This window comes from Chitinophaga sp. SYP-B3965, assembly GCF_009647655.1.
Taxonomy (GTDB): domain Bacteria; phylum Bacteroidota; class Bacteroidia; order Chitinophagales; family Chitinophagaceae; genus Chitinophaga.
In genome coordinates this window covers 703,005-723,548 of sequence record NZ_WJFD01000002.1, presented here as the reverse complement: position 1 = coordinate 723,548, position 20,544 = coordinate 703,005, and the positions used below count along the sequence as shown (strand labels likewise).

Sequence of the window (20,544 nt, the reverse complement as noted above, 5' to 3'; positions counted from 1 at the left end):
ATTATGGTACCGGATCGTAACCATGGCCACCCCAGGGATGGCAACTCAGTATCCGTTTAACAGTCAGCCAGCCACCTTTGAAGATCCCATGTTTTTTAAAGGCCTCCAGGCCATAATGGGAGCAACTGGGCGTATACCGGCAACGGGCGCCTAAGAACGGACTTATGCACCACTGGTATATTTTGATCAGTAATATAAATGGGAAACTTAATATAATTAGTAATTTCTTCATCAGTCTGCACCTCAGATCGATTTCTTCAATCTCTCTAAAATTACCGAAAATTTATCGCGAAGGGTAGGTAAATCAGCGATTTTTTTGTCCGTATAAATAAAAAATACGGCTAATTGGGAGGATTTGCCCTGGAGGGCATCGTAAAGTTCCTGCTTTTGCAGCCGGTAACATTCACGGCCGAGACGTTTGATGCGGTTACGGTCTACGGCATGGGGAAACTTGCGGGACGATACACTGAAACCGGCCTGAACAGGATATTTGTCCGAAGTGAGTTTAGCCGGCATGTATATGACCCGGTAGGGGAAAATAGAAAACGCTTTTCCTTTGCGAAAAAGCGTTTCAATCATTTTCCTGCTTTTTAACTTCTCCTCCTTGTTAAAAGAATAAGTTTTTATGGCAATATGAGTTTATGTCGAATTATTTCAGCTTGCGCTCGTCAGAAACGGTCAGCTTCTTTCTGCCCTTCGCTCTGCGGGATGCCAATACTTTACGGCCGTTGGCAGTTTCCATTCTCTTTCTGAAACCGTGTACGCTCTTTCTGCGTCTGTTGTGCGGTTGAAAAGTACGTTTCATCTTGTTTTTTAATTTTCCTTTATACTTAAAACTTGTTACCCATCCCGTCTTTCAGGCGGGCAGACTGTGATCAGCCCCGTTTAAAACGGAAGGCAAAGGTAGGATAAAATATTTAAAATGAAAAGCCTATTCCAAGATTTATAAAAATAGGCCCCTGATACTATTTTAACCACCCCCAAAGAGGTCAATCCTTAACCACGTGTTCGATACGTGTTTGATTGAGGTTCTCCTGCGCCATAGGTGAAAATAGTATGCCCTTTCGCGCCCTGGCGGCAAAGAGGGGTGTTTTTTATTTAAGCAAGCACTTCTTTGCAAAGAGGGATACTTTCTATTTAAGAAGCCTCTTCTTTGCAAAGGGGGTTCTTTTATTTAAAGAGACCCTTCTATATAAAAAGAGAAAACACCACTTCTTCATAAAAAAAAACTTCCGCCCTTTGCTGTGCGGCAAACCCTCAGCCAAAAAAGAAAGGCCAACCCAAAGGTCAGCCTCTCATTAATAACTTAAATAAGCCTTATTTAGCCGCTGGTGCCGCTGGAGTATTAGCAATACCCAGTTTAGTCTTAACAGTAGCCAGGATATCATCTCCTGCAGGAGAAACAAGCAAAGAACCGCTAGAGCTATCAATTACATAAGCGTAACCTTTCTCTTTAGCAACATCTTCGATCGCTTTACGGGCTTTGTCATAAACTGGTTTCAGCAATTCATTTTGCTTAGCACCGATCTTCTCACGAGCAAGGGTTTCGTACTCCTGAATGCGTTTTTGAGCATCCTGGATCTCTTTCACCTTCACTTGTTTCATTGTTTCACTATCGGTAGCGGATGATTTGTCAAAATCAGCCATTTTTTTATTGTATTCAGCCACCAAAGTTCCGCTCTCTTTCTCCAGTCCGGCTGCAAATGTTTCAATGTCAGCTTGTGCTTTTTTAGTTTCAGGCATTGTCTCTATCAATGCCTGGGCGTTGATATGCGCGATCTTGGCTTGTGCGCTGGCCTTCACACTGAATAATCCGGTGAATGCAACAAAGGCAATAATTACATACTTCTTCATGATGTGTTGTCTTGTGTTTAAAAGAAATTTAAAAAGTTATAGGTAAAGATGGTAAAAGGATTACTTCTTAACCCCCAGGGACCTGAGGATCTCTTCGCTTTTGTCTAGTTTAGGATCGGAGAATATTACTGTAATACCACCGGATTTGTCAAGTACAAAATCATACATCCTGCTGGCAGCCAGCTTTTGTACGGCACTGTAGATCTTATCCTGAATTGGTTTTACAAGTCCTTCTCTTTTCTTAAACAGATCGCCTTCGTAGCCAAAACGTTTCTTTTGCAGGTCTTTTGCATCTTTCTCCCGGGCAATGATCTCATCTTCCCGCTTGCGCTTCAGTTCATCTGTCAGCATCACCTGTTCTGCCTGGTACGACTTATACATCTTATCCACTTCCTGGAATTTGGCATCAATTTCTTTCTGCCATTGTTCCGATAAAGCATCCAGCTGTTTCTGCGCATCCTTGTAGTCAGGAATGCTCTCCAGTATATACTTCGTATCTATCACACAATATTTCTGTGCCAGGGCGCCAAATACTGTACCTAATACTAAAGCCGTAGTGATGAATAATCTTTTCATGAGAAAAAGGTTTATTAGTCTTATTGCTATCTAACGTGCGGACCCCGCACAAGTTTTGCAATATATAATAAATATTTTATTCCGGTTCAAAGCCTAACATGAAGGTGAATTTAGCAGCATCCTTCATACCACCCCCTGGCCTTAATCTATCCAAACCTATGCCATAGTCAAATCCAAGCAATCCAAACATGGGCAGGTAGAACCTCGCACCCACGCCCACAGAGCGTCTCAGGCGGAATGGATCATATTCTTTGAAGTCGCGGTAACCATTCGCCGCTTCCATGAAGATCAGACCAAAAATGGTTGAACTTGGATTGAGACTGAAGGGATAACGCAGTTCCACGACATATTTATTGAACATCGTAAAGCCTGAGTAACCAGCTGGCGGCGCAGTGCTTTCCGGATTTAATTTAGGATTGGAAGTATAATAAACCGGGTAACCGCGTTGGGAGATGATATCCCTGTCGTATACCGCAAAATTGCTCAAACCATCTCCACCCAGCTCAAACCGGCCGAATGGTGATAAAGTAGTACGGTTATTATATTTACCCAGGTAACCAAATTTAGCGGCCACCTTCAGTACCAGTGATTTATTATCAGCACCACGCGGACGGCTCAATGGAACATACCACTCAGCGTTCATACGATACTTCTGATATTCAATGAATTTGAACTGGTCCTTGATAGGTTCTTTGGTATAATCCTTATCAGGATTGAACAAAGAATAAGGCGGTGTGAACTGACCAAAGATCATGAAGCTGGAACCACTGCGCGGGAAGATCTGCTGATCTACAGAAGAACGCGCTAAAGTGAGACGGAAGCTTAAGTTATTGGAAACCCCGTTATCAAATCCTTCCAGACCAAAATAGTTAAAGTCTTTCAGTTTATAACGTTGATAGTTCACAGAGTACATCAGGGAGAACCAGTCATCCGGCCATTTCAATTGTTTACCCAATGAAACGGATCCACCCACAACCCTGAAGTAAGCACCAGGATTGCTCACTGGTTGATTGTAATATTCTGCGAAGGCATTCGGGTTTTGAAAAGTGCTGTAGAAGCTCACGGAGAAAGGATTCCGTTTCTTACCACCCAGCCATGGTTCAGTAAATGAGAAGTTATAAGAACGATAGGCTTTACCGTTAGAAGAGATACGTACACTCAACTTCTGACCATCACCACTTGGTAACGGATCCCATGTTTCTTTCTTAAAGATATTACGGAGGGAGAAGTTGTTGAACGTTACACCCAGTGTACCTGTCAACCCGATATAACCACCCCAGCCTGCAGAAAGCTCCAATTGGTCATTCGCTCTTTCTTCCACTTTATAATCGATGTCCACCGTACCTTCCTGCATGTTAGGAACAGGGTTGATACCAATTGTTTCCGGGTTGAAGAAGCCGAGCTGTGAAATCTCCCGTTGGGAACGGATCAAATTCTGGCGGCTGAACTTATCGCCTGGCAAGGTACGCAACTCACGACGCACTACGTGTTCGTTTGTTTTTTCGTTCCCTGCAATGCGGATGTCTTTAATAGTAGCCTGCGGACCTTCCTGGATACGGATCTCATAATCGATGGTATCTCCACGGATACCAATTTCCACCGGATCTACCTGGAAGAACAGGTAACCATCATCCATATACAAACTTCCGATATCGCCACCTTCAGGGCCTGGAGGATTTCCAAGACGTTTGCCTAAGAGTTCCAGGTTGTAGATATCTCCTTTGCGAATACCAAGACCACGGGAGAGCACCGTATCGGAATAAACCGTGTTACCTCTCCAGGTAATGTTACCGAAATAATATTTTCTTCCTTCTTCCAGTTCAATCTCAACGTTGAGGTTGCCTTTCATGGAAGGATAAGTAGTATCTCTTAAGATCTGCGCGTCACGATGACCTTTTGCGTTATAGTGAGCGATCAGTTTTTCCTTGTCTTCCGCATACTTTGTTTCATTGAACTTGGCAGAAGTGAAAAGGTGAAAGCGGAAGTACGGATCCAGTTGTGCAAGGGAGCGGGTAGCAGAAAGATAACCCATTTCCTTCCAGTAGTTGGATGACTTTACCATACTGTCTGACCACTGATTGGCCATATCAGGATACAAAGTAAAACGGCTTGTTTCCTTTGTGCCTTTCATTTTCTTTTTCAGTGTAGCGTCGGACATGCTGTAGTTACCTACAAAGTTGATGTCGTTCACTTTTACTTTCTTACCCTTGTCGATGTGGAAGTATACAGTAGCAGAATTCACTGCCGGTGCCGGATCTTTTCTTTCTTCCATGCGGGTGGTTACGTTGCGGAAACCTTTGTCTGCATAGAATTTATGAACCACATTGATGGTGTTCTGCTGCATGGCTTCTGTGATCACAGAACCTTTACGCAGGCCAGCTTTGGTGGTCAGTTCATCACCATCTCCTTTCTTCACGCCTTTCCAGAAGAAGTTAGACATACGGGCTTTTTCCACCAGGGCTATTTCCAGCCAGAGTTTAGTGCCTTCGATCTTGGTGATGTAAATAGCGATGTTAGAGAACAAGCGTTGCCCCCAGAGGCTCTGGATGGCTTTGGCAAAATGGTCGCCCGGCAGCACAACTTTATCCCCTACGGCAAGGCCGGAGAGAGAAAGCAGCAGGGTCTTATCGAGGAATTCAGTACCGGTTACGGCAATGTCGGCAATGTCGAATTGCTGTGGATTAGCCAGCGTAAAGGGATTTACACCTTCCGTAGGTTTTTGTGCCGGTACGGGGATGGTATCCTTTTGCTGGGCACGCACAGTGTATCCCGCGCTGCAACATAAAACTACGGCCAGTAGGCTTTTAGGAAACAATTTCTTCATTCTGCTGTATTTGTTCGCTTGTTTTGCCGAATCGACGTTCTCTGGTTTGATAATTTAAAATGGCTTCGTACAGATTCTCTTTGCGGAAATCGGGCCAGCGCGTATTCGTGAAATACAGTTCTGCGTAGGCCAGTTGATACAATAAGAAATTGCTTATACGGTGTTCGCCGCTGGTTCGGATCATCAGTTCCGGATCCGGTAAACCTGCAGTGCATAGGTATTTTTCCCAAACTTCAGGTGTAAGCTCATCTGGATTGAGCTTACCACTTTGCGCATCTTTTGCAATAGCACGTGCCGCCTGCAGGATCTCCCACCTTGCGCTATAGCTTAACGCCATTACCAGGTTCAATCCCCCGTTAGGAGCAGTGATATCCATTGCTTCCTGCAACTCCCGCTGGCAGTGTGCAGGCAGCATTGACATATCCCCGATCACATGCAGGCGTATGTTATTTTTATTAAGTGTTTCCACCTCCTTGCGGATAGTGGTAACCAGCAGCTCCATGATGCCGTTCACTTCATACACCGGCCGATCCCAGTTTTCAGTAGAAAAAGCGTATAAAGTAAGGTATTCTATGCCAAGTTCAGCACAACCCTCCACAATATCCCGCACACTTTCCACTCCCTGATGATGCCCGTAAAGTCGATCCTGCCCTCGTTCTTTGGCCCACCTCCCATTGCCATCCATAATGATGGCGATGTGACGCGGCAATCGTTGCAGGTCTAATTGATCCTTCAAGCTCATGACTATTCAGGCGTGTTAAAACAGTTTTACTAAAAGTGTGCAAAGATACAAAAATAACTTTATGCCCTTTCCGGCAAAGGGCAGGAGGCGGTTTTAACGTAGTTTTAACGGGAATGTTTGCTGGTAGGGGGTTTTAGAACTTACACTGGTACCTCGTAAAGAGGATCCCTAATGTTAATTCAAGGGTGGCGAACTGATCCCTGTCCCGGCTGTTACCCCGCTGGCGGCCCCTTTCTCCAATTGGAGTGGCCCCCGTGGCAGTAGACCTGTCCTGCAAAATAGCGGCAATCGTAGCCGATCCGTCTGATTTGGTGGGAAAATTGTCTATTCCGGCATAAGTAGTGCTCACATCATCCAGATAATCTGTTTGTGCAAAGCGGAAAAGCACCTCTAAACCCAGGTTCAGCCTGCGGTTCAGGTTATATTTCACCCCGCCGCCTATCAGGTAAGCATAAGAAAATAACTGATAAGGCTTCCTGTCCGGAAAGCGGGCACTGCCCTGACCCTCTGTTTTCATGGGTTGCAGGAAATATTTCTGGCTATTATAGTAAGCGTAAGGATTGAAATGAAAAGCAGAAGCCCCCAGCGTGAGGTAAGGCGAAAAACGATATTCATCACTGCCCGGCTCAAAACGGAAGAAGTTAAAATCCCCCTGAACCGCCAGCTCATACACATCCGTATTAAAACTCAGGTTCCGGCGACGCTCAAACTCATTCTTATTATATACATCCGAAAAACCCAGCTGCATCGCCCGGAAATGCGCACGCACACCCACATAATCATTGAAATACTTGCGGTAATATATACCCACAGCAGGTTTGGTGGCTTTGATCGCAGCGGAGGTATTAAGGTCCCCGAAATAATGCGCCCCGCCGACCGTAAAGCCCAGCTCGCCAACATAACTTTCTTCCTGCTGGGCCATGGCCCCATTTATAAACGAAGCAGCCATCATAAAGATCGCTACCAGTAAAACCCGATAATGAATACGCGTGTGCAGCATAAATATCTGTAAGAACGTAAAATAAACGTTTTTCGTATGGTGAAAAAGGGTAATAGGGACCTATTTTCTTCCCGCATTACGGGTATCAATCCCCCATAACAGCTTGTTCCTTAAGGTATGCAGGAAATTCCCCTCGTTCAATCTTAACAGGCTAATGGAGAAATCTTCTTTCTTTACCGCTAATTGCACCCGGTTATCTATTACTTCCATCCTCGAGTCCAGCGTACACAGGAATTGATCACTGCGGCCTTCTACTTCAAATGAAATGATATTGTTATCCGGAACAATAATGGGGCGTACATTCAAATTGTGAGGGGCCACAGGGGTGATCACAAAACTCGCTGCCTCCGGGAATACAATGGGGCCGCCGCAACTCAGAGAATAACCTGTAGAACCGGTTGGCGTGGCCACGATCAGCCCATCCGCCCAGTAAGTATTTAAAAATTCCCCGTTCAGGTAAGTATGGATCTTCACCATCGCAGAGGTATCTTTCTTATGTATCGTAAACTCATTCAGCGCATACGGCACATTTCCAAATAAAGGAATGCTCGTATCCAGGTGAATGAGGGTTCTTTTATCTACCACATAATTACGACTAATAAGGGAATCCACCACTTCATGGATCTCGTTCCTGCCAATGCTGGCCAGGAAACCCAGCCGGCCGAAATTCACCCCCATCACCGGGATGTTCTTATCCCGTATATAACTTACTGTGTCCAGCAAAGTACCGTCGCCGCCAAGGCTCACCAAAAATTCGATCCGCTGGTTCAGATCTTCCGCATTGGAAAAAACCTCCGTTTCAGGGTAGAACTGTACATGCGGCCGCAATTCTCTGTAAAATGGTTCAAATATAACAGGCGTGATCTCCTGACGATTCAATTCCTCGAGGAGAAAACGAATATCTTCCAGGTCTTCTTTTACGAAGCCACGACTATAAAGGGCTACATGCATTATTAGTATCGATTAGAATGGTTACATATCCAGCTTAGCGTGTAAAAATAGTCCTTTTTCCCCCAACTGGTTAATGCTGTATTCAAAGCGGATGCAAGTGTCATAAAATGACACAAGGTCCAAACCCACCCCGGCCGTATATAACATCTTGTTATTCAAGATCCCGTTCTTCGTCATCTTCGCATAAGCATAACCCATATCCCCATACGTTTTTACCAGCAGGCGGATGGGCAGGTTACTGAATTTTTTGGGTACGATGGGAAGTTTTACTTTCCAGTTCAATACTTCCCGGCGCAAAGTAGATTTGAAGATAAAATAACTCGTGCCGTCTATTACATAATATTCTAACCCACGAAGGTAATCATCACTATACCCCATGGCCCTCATCCCGATATAAGGCTGATCGGAAGAGAATTTTGCCTGTCCCAGTATACCCAGCGCGCCATAGGTCTTAGGAGCCAGCTCCCAGTATTTGGTAGCTTTCAGCCGGAATTTCAAATAATCCAGCCCGCTCAATGGACCGATCCCCACTTTAGATACTTCCCCGCTGATCAGCAATCCCTTCAAAGGATACTGCCAACTGTCCGCCTGGATGTAATGCAGGCGGTAAGCCAGTTCCAGGTAATTCATATCCTTCCTCCCATTCCCCAGGTAATCAGGATTCCTCAGCACTACAGAATCATTCACAGATTCATTATAATAATTTAACACCAGCTGATGACGGGTGCTGATGGCTTTTCTATAAGTATACGTAAGCCCCAGCAGGAATTGCCTGCGCAGAAAATCATCCTGTTTGTAAAATTGCTGCTTGTTGCCATCTGAAATATAATTCACCTCCCGGTTGCGGCTATAAGACACCACAAACCCAATACCATGGCGAAATTTGCTGTCAATGTAAGGAAGATTGTATCCCACTAAGAATTTCTGTGTATACCCCACCGTTACATCTGCATACACATCATCATTCCTGCCCGTAAGATTGTCCTGAAAAGCTTTCAAACCTAAATTCACCCTGCTCAGACTATGATTTTGTTCCACCCACCACTGGTTAAAGTTCCGGTCAGCCAGTTTAAAAATGGGGAAGGCAAACAGGTACCAGCGTTCCATTACTTCAAAAGCAAGGTCAGCATTTTTACCCTCCCAGTTCTTTACATTGGCCGTGGCATTGAGGAAGAGCGAAGTATTCAGTAATTGTTTACGACTAGCCTCCAGCGATTCCGCCAGTGTACTGAGATAGATCGTATCGCCGGGTTTCATGCTCAGCTCCCGCAATACAATAGAGGTCCGTGTTTTTTTATTACCGGAAACGAGTACGTGGCGAACGATGATGTAATTGGTATCCTGTGTGAGTGGCTGGAGTATACCTGTGGCAGGTTTCAGCGCATTTGAATCTGGTTCTGTGATCAGCCGTTTAACAATACTTGAATCCCGCTGCTGCCCTATCGCGGGCAACGCAAAAAACAGGCATAGCCATGTGGCGGAAATGTTTAGAACAGTGCGCATGCAGGCTTGTAGGTTCTCCTTTAAATGAATTGATCACATGCTGATGTAATTCATGAGCAGGTCGTAATTCTTTTTGAGCAGGTCTTCCTCCAGCTCTTCGCTGAACATATACTTGATCGTATAGTTAAAGCGCTCAAAAGTAGCTAAGATTCCCTGTAACTCCTGGCGGTTGGTTTTCAGCAACACTTCCAGTTTACCGGTATTGGAATTGGTGATGGTGTTCACACTCAGCAATGTTACTTCATTGCTTTCCGCAATACGGGCAATCTCGCTCAGACTGTAATTCCGGGGTTCAACTTCCAGTACCAGCAGGCCGCCGGGTTCCTTTACGCCATTATATTGGGCAAGGATGGCCAGCAGGTTGTCTTTCGTAATGATGCCCAGGTACTCCTGTTCTTTGGAGATCACCGGCAGCACAGACAATTTATGATCGTAAAATAACTTGAGCGCTTCGTAAAAATGGGTGCCTTCCGGAACGGCAGGTTTGAAAGGGTTGGCCTCCATGGTTTCCAGTAACTGGTCCGGATCTTCCCAATCCATAATATCTTCTTCCTCCACCAGCTGCAGGTATTTGCCATCCACCACCATAGGCAATTGCGTAAGATGATACTCGTTCATCAAACGTAACGCTTTAGCTCCGGTGTCCAGTGGATGCAAAACCGGCACTACAGTGGATATAAGTTCCTGTGCCAACATAATAGATCGTGTTTCAGCTACAATAATAGCAAAGAATATTCCAATACCGCGAAACTTACCTGTTAAAAATTAAGTAATCCCGGAGCAATGGTATGGCAGTAAGGATGAACGGTTAGCTGGCGCTGACCTTCACAGCGCCACTGGCAAGCCTTTTAAGGTAATCGTGCATGATCTTATTGAACTCTTCCGGCACTTCCATCATAGGCGCATGACCACATTTATCTATAAAATGCAGTTCTGAATTGGGGATGAGCTTGTGAAACTCTTCTCCCACCATAGGCGGTGTAACGGTATCATTATTCCCCCAGATCAGGAGAGTAGGTGTGGTAATGGTTTTCAGCTCATCTCCCAGGTTATGCCGGATAGCAGATTTAGCTAACGTGATGATCTTGATCACTTTCAGACGATTACTCGTGATCTCGAACACCTCGTCCACCAGTTCTTTTGTAGCAATGGCCGGATCATAAAAGGTGAGTTCTGTTTTTCTGCGGATATATTCATAATCCCCGCGTTTAGGATAAGTTTCTCCCATTCCATTCTCAAAAAGACCAGAACTGCCGGTAAGACAGAGTGATTTTACTCTTTCAGGATGTTTCAGGATATAAACAAGTGCTACGTGCCCACCAAGGGAGTTACCCATCAGGTGATAATCACTGTAATTACGTGTTTCTATGAATTTGTGAACATATTTAGCCAGCCCGCTTACGGAGGTTTCCAGGATATTCAGGTCAAACAGCGGCAATAAAGGGATCACCACCTTGTTATACTGCTTGAAGTAGTCCAGAAGGCCGCTGAAATTACTGAGGGCGCCGAACAATCCATGCAACAATATCAATGGTTCTCCTTCTCCTTCTTCGATGAATTTAAACTTGCCCTGTGTTTTGATTTCGTAATTCATTACCTATGCTTGAAGTCAATATTTGCGCTAAAATAATCCTTTTTCTTAATTCATATAATTCCTAATGCCTATCTATTTGCAGGTATTTCTTTGGCAGCGTTTTCAAAAAACCCTTCCAGTTCCGCAAACACATCTCTGAAAACAGGAATGATCTTGCCCATTTGATCCATCATCTTTGGTCCAATAGGCTCAATGTACGGATATACTACTGATTGTAGCTTCATTTCGGGACTTAACCAGTATAATTGATTAGCCAGCCACAATAATACACTGTAAATGATCACATACACAATGGCGTATAAAATGATCCCGCCCAGCCTGTTTATCCAGCCCAGCATGGACCATTGCACCACTTTTTCCAGTGCCGCCGCTCCGATCCTCACTAAGATCACTACCGCCAGAAAGATACCAATAAAACACAATACCGGCCACCAGCGGCCGTGCATGCCATGCCCCGCAAGGTATTCTGCCAGTACAGCAGATAACTTCAGGGCGGCAGCCATGCCTAAAATAAAGGCCACAAGGGAAAACACCGCAACGATCAGGCCACGGGTAAAACCTTTGTAGACGGCAAAAGCCATGATTACAGCAAAAAGGATGTCTATCGCCAAAAGCGGGTTATTTGGTCAGGAGTTCTTTTACGAGGGCAGAGATCATCTTGCCATCTGCTTTGCCAGCCAGCTGTTTTGTAGCGGCGCCCATCACTTTCCCCATATCTGCAGGGGAGCTTGCACCTACCGCAGCGATGATTTCACCCAGCGCAGTACGCAGGGCAGCTTCATCCAGTTGTTGCGGAAGATAACGCGCAATCACCACCAGCTCTTCTTCTTCTTTTTTCGCCAGGTCTTCACGGTTCTGTTGGCGGAATATTTCGAGGGAATCTTTACGTTGTTTGGATAGCTTTTGGAGTAACTTCTGCTCATCTTCTTCCGTAAGCTCGCCTGCACCTTCAGCCGTTTTTGCTACCAGGATAGCGGCTTTAATGGCACGCAATGCACGCAATTCAGCTTCTGCTTTAGCCAGCATGGCGGTTTTGATGGCGCCGTTGATATCTAGTTCTAAGGACATGATGTTCTGTTATTTAAGATTACTGGTTCTGATTTTTCAGCTTTTCCTCAAATTTCTTGTAGAAATCTGTGGCAAAAGCGCGGAGGTCATTTGCCTGGTCTGCCCAGGGAGTGGCACGTTGATAAGTATCTGCCATCGTCATCATGGTCTGATAGAAGAAGTCAGCCATTTCATCCACCATCATTTCCTTTGTCCACAGGTCTATACGGAGGGCGGTTTTGTCTGCACCATCCCAGAAAGCCACCATCATGGCTTTGGCTTTATTCATGCGGTCGGCTGTACTGTCAGACGCCGTCCATTCAATTTTTTCCGGCACTTTGTTTTCGTCCAATGCCACCTTGATCTGTATCGTAGATTCCTTTGTCATGTTTTTTCTTGATTAGAGACTGCAAAAGTACACTTTCTACCCAGTTATCACCCTCCCCAACTGCAAAGCTCCCTCATCCCAACTCTCCGTCCTCGTAATATGCGCCAGCAGCTTACTCCGCAACATCTCATCTTTATAAAGTGCCCCCAATTTCTCAGAAAGGTCCGTAATATCATCCGGCACCGCATTCAAAGATGCATCCCCCCCAGCCTCAGGAGAAGCCCCCGCATACAAAGTAACCGCCGGCACCTGACACCGCAAAGCCATGTAAATTGGCACTGCCAGCCCATCCGCACCAACCGTATGCACCAATCCATAAGCCCCCGCAATCAACTTCGCCAGTTCCGTTTCCTCCGGATCCTCCACCCAGATCACATCATCCCTGAATTTATAAGTTTGCAAAGACTCCGCAATTTCCTCCCCCTCATGCGTCAACCGCCCTGCCAGCACAAGTTTCATACTGGTCCGCAATCTTTTCTTCAGCATAGAGAATGCCTTCAGCAAAGGTCTGATATTGTTATCCGGATGTATACTGGCAACAGAAATATAATATTCCATGCCATCCGCATACTCCCTTTTCACTTCTTCCCTTTCCTCCCAGTTTAAGGGGATATAAGTTTCAGATACCCCCGGCGGCAAAGTATGGATCTTACCATCCAGGTCTGCAAAACGTTTAATCACCTCCTCCCGCATAAAAGTAGAAAACAGCAAAATACCACTGTACTGGCGGATGTATTTAGCCGTGGAAGCACGGTTCAGCACTTCCGTTTGCCGCGTGAGCATTAAATAAGCAGGAATATTCGCAGGCACCGCAAGTACTTCGTCAATACACAATACCCTGTCTGCTTTATATTTTTTGATCGCTTTCTGCCATTGCCACCGGCGCCAGGCATACTTCCCCAAACGCCCACCAGTCCATGGTTTCAGCACCAGGTCTTGTGCATTGGCCGGTAAGATCACCGGCGGTTCCCAGGAACGGTCTGTTATCAGCAGGAATTCAACATCCGGGTGCAAACGGCACAACCGGTACAACATTTCAGTAGTCACATTCCCGGAATCTGCAGGAGTATCCTGGAGTAACGGGACAGCATTAACGGCTATACGCATGGCAATTTCTGTTCGAACGTTGCACAAACCTAGTGGAATTATGCGGAAAAGAAAAGAGGCCTGTTCTATGCTTTTCAGCATACAACAAGCCCCTCACAATATGCATATAAATAACTTAAGGCGTTTTATTCATCACCCCAAACTTATACGTTTTCGTATTTGTTGGTTTCGCTTTGGAAGTAACCGTGATGGTCACATCCGCCACTTTCAAACTCGGCAACCCATTGATGGTGATCGTGATCGTATCTCCTGTAATAGTAACCGTACCTGTTTGCGGAATAGGCACCCCTGCAGGATCTAAAACAGTTACCACCACATTCACCCCATCCGTTGGGATCGGCTGAGAAGTAATTTTCATCGTTATCGTTAATGTGGGCCCTTGCGCAGCATTCACATCACTGTTCAGATTAATATTGGGAACGGAAACTACGAGCTCAGCTTCAGGAGCAGGTGGCGGAGTAACAGGGCCACCGGGACCATTCTTCTTTTTGCAACTGCCTGACATTAAAGCCAACGCACAGCAAAGGATCAATAAATATGGTTTGTAGGGCATAGTAGTATGGTTAAAACGAATTAAAATTAAAATAAATAATATTGCTATTCAAATATATCCTTAAAATTAACACTATATCTTCCCCTTTATATCCATCGCATCCCGCAATCCATTCCCTAACAGGTTGAACGCCAGTACCAGCAACATAATAGCAATACCCGGCGCCAGGGCTAATAAAGGATTATGCGTAATGATAAAATTATAGTTCTCCTTGATCATCAAACCCCAGGACGGCTGCGGAGGCTGTACCCCCACACCCAGGAAACTAAGCCCTGCCTCTATCACAATCGCCGTAGCAAAATTACTCGCTGCCACTACCATTACCGGCCCCATGATATTAGGCAGGATATGTTTCACAATCGTCCGCACATGCCCGTAACCCAATGCCCGCGTGGCTTCCACGAATTGCAATTCCCGCAATCCCAATACCTGCCCACGAATGATCCTGGCCACACTCACCCACATCGTTAAACCCACCGCAATAAACACTTGCCAGAATCCTTTACCCAATGCCAGGGAAATAGCAAAAACCAGCAGCAAAGTGGGCACACTCCAGATCACATTGATCAGCCACATCACCGCTTCATCCACTGCTCCCCTGAAATATCCGGCTATCGCTCCTAAAAAAATACCAATGGTCAGAGAGATCAACACCGCAATACAACCCACGCTCAAACTCACACGCGTCCCCACCAGCAAGCGACTGAGGATATCCCTGCCGAATTTATCCGTTCCCAGCCAATAATGATGGGTACGCAAATGTTCATGTTCCACGAGGAACTGAGCATCCTTCGCTGAAGCTGAAGCTGAAACCACTTCACTCAATGCATAAGTTTCCGCAAGCGTCGTTTCCTCATCCACATATTTCTCCACCCGGATAGAATCTCCCTTAAACTGCCAGCGCTTCACAGGAACCAAAGTTACATTAGATTCCTGCCCATAGATCAGATAATGGAACCAGCCCCGCCTGGCAACAGGCTGCCTTTTCTCCAGACTAAGCATCTGAATACTGAACCCTGGCTTCTGCCCACTGATCTCCAACACCATCCCATTCGCATAGGGCGTATGGTCCGGCGAAAGGAAATAAGCAAAAATGCCCGCAAACAAGGTCAAACCGATCACGATCATTCCGGCCATAGCACCCTTATTACGCTTTAAGCGTTTCCAGGCTTGTTGGGAAAATGAAGTAGATCTGGCCATGATGAATTCTACAAGTTACTCAAACCCCGGATATTTCGCGCACCCATCCCAAACACTTTATATATGTGCCATATTTTTTATTTATACCAGCACCCCATGTATAACACGTTCGTTACCATATATCGTTGAAAACCATGCATTCATATCACACGAAATTCAACTACTGCGGTCATTATGCATGGCGCTAAACCCATAAAATAGCTTAAATTTTAGTTAGACACAGACATCACCCACAGATAAATAAGGCATTGATTGTAACCATTTTATATTAACCATTAAACATTTAAGTATGTCAACGCTCCAATTTCCGCAGATCTTCTGCCCGTTCCCCTCTATGCTTAATCCATTCGCCAATGAAGCTGAAAAACACACGGCTGAATGGGTTAGTCGCTTTGAATTGGTTAAATCTGAAAAAGCCCGGGAAAAATTCCGCAGGGCAAGGTTCGCCATGTTGTCTTCCAGGGCTTTTCCCACTGCAGGACGTTATGAACTCTGCATCGCCTCTGAATTCAACACCTGGCTTTTCCTGCTGGACGACAAGAACGATGAGTCCATGTTCGGTAAAATGGATTACCTCCAGATGGTACATTCATTCGTAACCCAGATCCTCCAAAACAGTCATGTGGTTGCCCCTGAAGAAGGTATGCCGCTTGCCAACAGTTTTGCAGACTTGTGGAAACGGATGAAAAGGACCAGCAACGCCGCCTGGCAAAAACGTTTTGTAAAAAGTATGATCGATTACCTGGATGCCTGCTTATGGGAAGTAGAAAATCGCATCCAGCACCGCGCCCCCTCCGTAGCGGATTACATTGAAAAAAGACCCTATACCGGAGCACTGTTTGCAGACATTGAACTGATAGAAGTACTGGAGAATATCTATCTCCCGGATGAAGTTCGTTTACACGACACCGTACAACAACTATCCCTCGCCTGTAACAATGTTGTCTGTTGGGCAAATGACCTCTTCTCTTTTGAAAAAGAACGCCGCCAGGGTGATGTGCACAACCTGGTTGTAGTATTAAAAGAAGAAAGGGAATTAGATCTGGAAGATGCAGTAGCCGAAACTGCCCGCATGCATGATGATGAAGTACGCCGCTTTATTGCATTAAGCGAAACGGTACCCTCTTTCGGAGAAGAAGTGGATGATGAACTGAAACGCTACATTGGCGTGCTCAAAGCATGGATGAGAGCAAATCTGGACTGGAGCTTTCAAGATACTGCCCGTTATAAGATGAATATAACAGAAACGGCTAGTGGTAACTGGGTGATCTCGAGATCATGATTTTACGAAGGGGCGCTATTTCACCTGGCGCCCCTTCCATTCATACGTTCCAAACTTACCTAACCAACCCGCCACAACAACGTAGATAATATGGAAAGGCTGCCCCGGAAAGAACCAGGGGAGCAGGGAAAGCTTTTGAAAGAACCCGGCCACCGGTGCCAGGAAAATAAACTCGATCACCACTTTATACACCAGCAATCCTGCAAACCAATACAGCAGTTCCTGGTTGAAAATAGTTACAAAGCCCATCAGCACCAGCATCACATTCCAGATGTACACCAATACCAGCGTACGTGTGATACGCTTATCCTCATATTTATCTGCTTTGGAAGACCAGCGGATCCGCTGATTCATAAAACCGTTCACGGTATCAACAGGCAAAGTTCGCACAATAGCATCCCGACTTTTCAGGTACCGCACACCATCCGGATAAGCATGATAGATCTTATACATCAGCAGCATATCATCTCCCGAAGCGATCATATCTATCCCCAGGAAACCACCCACTTCCTCAAAAGCACTTTTCTCATACGCCAGATTAGCCCCATTACACATGGTACCCGTTTGCAGATAAGCCACTGCACCCGTAATTCCCTGCATGGTCATAAAGTCCAGCGACTGTAACTTCTTAAAGAAATTATCATCCTGGTGATAAGCCACCGGCGCCGCTATAAACCGCGGACGATATGTTTCATAGAACTTCACGATAGTTTCCAGCCATTTTGGCCCCATCACACAATCCGCATCTGTTGTTACAATAAGGTGGCCGGTAGATTCTTTGATAGCGAGTTCTATGGCTTTCTTCTTATAAGAATTAAGGCGTTGTGTTTTATCCAGGTGATCACTCATCTGCACCAGCTTCACATTCTCCGCAGGAAAATACCGCACCACATCAGCAGTACCATCTTCTGAAAAATCATCCACAACAATTATTTCAAACAGGTTATCCGGATAGCTCTGCTGCTGCAATGCTTCCAGCAACGGCGGCAAATTGTTTTCCTCATCGCGCGCCGGAATGATCACGGTTACTTTCGTATTAAAAGTATAAGCATGCCTGGAAGGGTGAAATACCTGCAGGCGCGCCCAGCCGTAACAATAGGACAGCATTAGGATTCCATATAAAAAAGCGAGACCAAGGGTGACGATCAATAAAGCATTCATGCTTACTTACTCCTGATATTTTGACTGATAATAAATCCCAGTTCTTCTGATAGCAACTGGTGGCCTTTTTCAAGTACTACCAGTTTACACGGAAAAGAACCGTCTGCAAAACGTGCTCCGAAAACCGGAGGTATCACACGGTCGAACCTTCCGAAGAACATCACCGTGTCTATGTTGTATTGTGCTAATAGACGTTTGCACTTTTGTTTGGACGGCATCATTCTCCGCATATTCGTCCAAACATTATATACGAGCTGGCGTTTATCCAGCTTATCCATACTGTGAAAAGCAAACTTGTACACACTTTCATTCAGCAGGCCCCAACGCCGCCATAGAGTAAGCAGTCTGAAGAAGAGTTCCGGGTGCCGGGTATTGTATGAAAAAACACGGTTGCCTATCCTTGTTTGTGTGGCTATCATATGCCACGGATTATTTTTCAAACCATCCGGTGCCACCAGGATCAGGTGACTGATCCGGGAAGCCATTCTTTCTACAAGACACAGAGCCAATCTGCCACCCATACTATAACCCAGAAGGGAGAATCTTTGTTTGCCAAATCTTTCCAATATTTTTCCGGCCAGCGCTTCCAGGTCATCCTTACTGAAATCCCTGTTTTCCTGCCACACCGTATTTCCATGGAAGGGCATATCTAACGCAACAATAGTGAAAATATTGCCTAGTGCAGGTTCTATACAACTAAAATGCAACGCACTTTCCCCAAATCCGTGAAAACAGATCAGCAGTTCTTCCCCCGAACCAACAACGATTCCGGAAAACGTACTTTGCAGATATGGTAGCGAAAGGTTCACTTTATGGAAATTAACAAATCTACGATTCGAAATTCGTAATTGTTAATTGCTAATGGAATTTGCCAATTGGTATAATCTCGGTAAATTACGAATAGACTAAAAATACGCATGATGAATACCGCGGTTAATAGTAAAGCAGCCCTGAAAGGTGCAGAGTTTCTCGTTAAGGAGTCAGTGGCCTCCGAGGTTTTTATTCCGGAAGATTTTTCTGAAGAGCAGTTGATGATCAAAGAAATGGCCGAACAATTCGTAGCCAAAGAAGTGACACCTGTGCTGGAACGGCTGGACAAGCTGGAAGAAGGTCTCATGCCTTCCCTGCTCAATAAAGCTGGTGAACAGGGTCTCCTCGGAGCAGCATTTCCTGAATCCTATGGCGGGCTGGGCAAAGATTTCATCACCGCTACCCTCATTAATGAAGCACTGGGTGCCGGTCACTCTTTTTCCGTGGCCATGGCTGCACATACAGGTATCGGTTCCTTACCCATCCTGTATTTTGGTACAGATGCCCAGAAGGATAAATATATTCCCAAACTCGGCTCCGGTGAAATGAAAGGCGCTTACGCCCTCACAGAACCTAATGCCGGCTCTGATGCACTGAGCGCGAAAACAACAGCAAAACTGAGTGCAGATGGGAAGTTCTACCTCATCAACGGACAAAAATGCTGGATCACCAACTCCGGTTTTGCAGACGTGTTTACCGTATTCGCTAAAATAGATGGCGATAAGTTCACCGCTTTCATTGTAGAGAAAGGTACTCCCGGTTTCACGCTAGGCCCGGAAGAACACAAAATGGGCATCAAAGGTTCCTCTACCCGCCAGATCTATTTCCAGGACGCTCAGGTGCCCGTGGAAAATGTACTCGGCGAAATCGGTAAAGGACACCTGATCGCTTTCAATATCCTGAACATTGGCCGTCTTAAACTTTGCGCAGCTGCACTGGGCGGCGCAAAAGGCAGTATGAACATTGCCATTCAATACGCCAATACCCGCGAACAGTTTAAACAACCCATCTCCAACTTCGGCGCTATCAAACATAAACTGGCCGAAATGGCCATCCGCATGTGGGTCTGCGAATCCGCACTGTACCGCACATCGCAGTTGATAGATCAGAAAGAACAGGAACTGCTGGCAGAAGGAAAAGCCTTCAACGAAGCACTGCTTGGCGCCGCAGAAGAATATGCCGTAGAATGCGCCATGCTCAAAGTAAATGGTTCAGAAGTACTGGACTATGTAGTGGACGAAGGTGTGCAGATCCATGGTGGTAACGGTTTCAGCGATGAATATGTCATCTCCAAAGCATACAGGGATTCCCGCATCAACCGCATCTTTGAAGGAACCAATGAGATCAATCGCCTCCTTACTTTGGACATGACCCTGAAACGTGCCATGAAAGGCAAACTGGACCTCATGACCCCGGCCATGAATGTGATGAAGGAACTCATGAGCATTCCGGACTTTGGAAATGATGACGAAGGCGCCTTCGCAAAAGAAAAAAAGATCATCCTCAACATGAAGAAAGCCATCCTCATGGCTGCCGGCGGTGCCGTTCAAAAACTCATGATGAAAATTGATACCGAACAGGAAATACTGATGAACATTGCCGATATGGCCATTGAAACCTTCATCAGCGAAAGTGCCCTGCTCCGTGTGATCAAACTCACAGAACTTCGCGGAGAAGAAGCCGTGGCCCTGCAAATAGATATGGTACGCACTTATCTTACAGATGCTGCAGACCGTGTAAATAAATCCGGTAAAGATGCCATCAATGGTTTTGCCGAAGGAGATGAACAACGCATGATGCTGCTGGGCCTGAAACGCTTTACCAAAACAGAACCCTTCAACACGAAGGAAGCCCGCAGAAGGATTGCCGCCAAACTCATCGCCGATAACAAGTACAGTTTCTAACATGTTCAATAACGCATAATTTTCCACAGGGAACAGGGCATTGTCCTT

At 45.6% G+C, this 20,544-nt stretch carries 22 protein-coding genes; 2 read left to right on the top strand and 20 right to left on the bottom strand.

Annotated elements, in window-relative coordinates:
• Position 1: 1 nt before the first annotated feature.
• From yidD to GFS24_RS17125, 18 genes are all read right to left on the bottom strand, one after another.
• Positions 2-232, bottom strand: a complete 231-nt coding sequence (yidD, locus tag GFS24_RS17210; protein ID WP_153661390.1) for a membrane protein insertion efficiency factor YidD — start codon at positions 230-232, stop codon at positions 2-4.
• A gap of 11 nt (positions 233-243) precedes the next feature.
• A complete protein-coding gene (locus tag GFS24_RS17205; protein ID WP_371731050.1) occupies positions 244-627 on the bottom strand; it encodes a ribonuclease P protein component in 384 nt (127 codons plus the stop codon).
• A gap of 22 nt (positions 628-649) precedes the next feature.
• A complete protein-coding gene (gene rpmH / locus GFS24_RS17200; RefSeq protein ID WP_012788729.1) occupies positions 650-805 on the bottom strand; it encodes a 50S ribosomal protein L34 in 156 nt (51 codons plus the stop codon).
• Between the two features lie 512 nt (positions 806-1,317).
• Positions 1,318-1,854 (bottom strand): OmpH family outer membrane protein, encoded by a 537-nt coding sequence (locus GFS24_RS17195; RefSeq protein ID WP_153661386.1) that lies wholly within the window; start codon positions 1,852-1,854, stop codon positions 1,318-1,320.
• Between the two features lie 60 nt (positions 1,855-1,914).
• The gene (locus GFS24_RS17190; protein WP_153661384.1) at positions 1,915-2,430 is read right to left on the bottom strand and encodes an OmpH family outer membrane protein; all 516 of its coding nucleotides are present in this window, start codon (positions 2,428-2,430) and stop codon (positions 1,915-1,917) included.
• A 76-nt stretch (positions 2,431-2,506) separates the two neighbouring features.
• The gene (locus GFS24_RS17185) at positions 2,507-5,254 is read right to left on the bottom strand and encodes an outer membrane protein assembly factor (protein WP_153661382.1); all 2,748 of its coding nucleotides are present in this window, start codon (positions 5,252-5,254) and stop codon (positions 2,507-2,509) included.
• Positions 5,235-5,996, bottom strand: a complete 762-nt coding sequence (locus tag GFS24_RS17180) for an isoprenyl transferase (protein WP_153661380.1) — start codon at positions 5,994-5,996, stop codon at positions 5,235-5,237. Before GFS24_RS17180 ends, GFS24_RS17185 begins: the two co-directional genes overlap by 20 nt.
• A gap of 133 nt (positions 5,997-6,129) precedes the next feature.
• Entirely contained in the window at positions 6,130-6,996 is an 867-nt protein-coding gene (locus GFS24_RS17175) for a DUF6089 family protein (protein WP_153661378.1), read from the bottom strand.
• A 60-nt stretch (positions 6,997-7,056) separates the two neighbouring features.
• Complete coding sequence (locus GFS24_RS17170; protein WP_153661376.1) at positions 7,057-7,947, bottom strand: NAD kinase; 891 nt, start codon at positions 7,945-7,947, stop codon at positions 7,057-7,059.
• Between the two features lie 21 nt (positions 7,948-7,968).
• Positions 7,969-9,450 (bottom strand): POTRA domain-containing protein, encoded by a 1,482-nt coding sequence (locus GFS24_RS17165; protein WP_153661374.1) that lies wholly within the window; start codon positions 9,448-9,450, stop codon positions 7,969-7,971.
• 33 nt (positions 9,451-9,483) lie between these two features.
• The gene (locus GFS24_RS17160; protein WP_153661372.1) at positions 9,484-10,146 is read right to left on the bottom strand and encodes a CBS domain-containing protein; all 663 of its coding nucleotides are present in this window, start codon (positions 10,144-10,146) and stop codon (positions 9,484-9,486) included.
• A 112-nt stretch (positions 10,147-10,258) separates the two neighbouring features.
• Positions 10,259-11,044 carry an alpha/beta fold hydrolase gene (locus tag GFS24_RS17155; protein ID WP_153661370.1) on the bottom strand — a complete coding sequence of 262 codons (786 nt, stop codon included), beginning with the start codon at positions 11,042-11,044 and terminating at the stop codon, positions 10,259-10,261.
• Between the two features lie 68 nt (positions 11,045-11,112).
• Positions 11,113-11,655 carry a CvpA family protein gene (locus GFS24_RS17150; protein WP_173003108.1) on the bottom strand — a complete coding sequence of 181 codons (543 nt, stop codon included), beginning with the start codon at positions 11,653-11,655 and terminating at the stop codon, positions 11,113-11,115.
• Between the two features lie 7 nt (positions 11,656-11,662).
• Positions 11,663-12,112 (bottom strand): GatB/YqeY domain-containing protein, encoded by a 450-nt coding sequence (locus GFS24_RS17145; protein WP_153661366.1) that lies wholly within the window; start codon positions 12,110-12,112, stop codon positions 11,663-11,665.
• A gap of 19 nt (positions 12,113-12,131) precedes the next feature.
• Complete coding sequence (gene gldC / locus GFS24_RS17140) at positions 12,132-12,479, bottom strand: gliding motility protein GldC (RefSeq protein WP_153661364.1); 348 nt, start codon at positions 12,477-12,479, stop codon at positions 12,132-12,134.
• A gap of 36 nt (positions 12,480-12,515) precedes the next feature.
• Positions 12,516-13,586, bottom strand: coding sequence for a glycosyltransferase (locus GFS24_RS17135; protein WP_173003107.1), 1,071 nt, complete (start codon positions 13,584-13,586; stop codon positions 12,516-12,518).
• Between the two features lie 115 nt (positions 13,587-13,701).
• Complete coding sequence (locus tag GFS24_RS17130; RefSeq protein WP_153661360.1) at positions 13,702-14,139, bottom strand: hypothetical protein; 438 nt, start codon at positions 14,137-14,139, stop codon at positions 13,702-13,704.
• Positions 14,140-14,211: 72 nt separating this feature from the next.
• Positions 14,212-15,339 (bottom strand): ABC transporter permease, encoded by a 1,128-nt coding sequence (locus GFS24_RS17125; protein ID WP_153661358.1) that lies wholly within the window; start codon positions 15,337-15,339, stop codon positions 14,212-14,214.
• Between the two features lie 289 nt (positions 15,340-15,628).
• Here GFS24_RS17125 and GFS24_RS17120 point away from each other — a divergent pair, with 289 nt between their 5' ends.
• Entirely contained in the window at positions 15,629-16,621 is a 993-nt protein-coding gene (locus GFS24_RS17120; RefSeq protein WP_153661356.1) for a hypothetical protein, read from the top strand.
• Positions 16,622-16,636: 15 nt separating this feature from the next.
• Here GFS24_RS17120 and GFS24_RS17115 read toward each other — a convergent pair whose 3' ends face one another.
• Both GFS24_RS17115 and GFS24_RS17110 read right to left on the bottom strand, forming a co-directional pair.
• Positions 16,637-17,728 (bottom strand): glycosyltransferase, encoded by a 1,092-nt coding sequence (locus GFS24_RS17115; protein WP_173003106.1) that lies wholly within the window; start codon positions 17,726-17,728, stop codon positions 16,637-16,639.
• A gap of 56 nt (positions 17,729-17,784) precedes the next feature.
• Positions 17,785-18,591, bottom strand: a complete 807-nt coding sequence (locus GFS24_RS17110) for an alpha/beta fold hydrolase (protein ID WP_153661352.1) — start codon at positions 18,589-18,591, stop codon at positions 17,785-17,787.
• Between the two features lie 108 nt (positions 18,592-18,699).
• On the opposite strand from GFS24_RS17110, the gene GFS24_RS17105 reads away from it, so the two are divergent.
• On the top strand, positions 18,700-20,496 hold the full coding sequence (locus tag GFS24_RS17105) for an acyl-CoA dehydrogenase family protein (protein WP_253906503.1): 1,797 nt from the start codon (positions 18,700-18,702) through the stop codon (positions 20,494-20,496).
• Positions 20,497-20,544 lie beyond the last annotated feature (48 nt).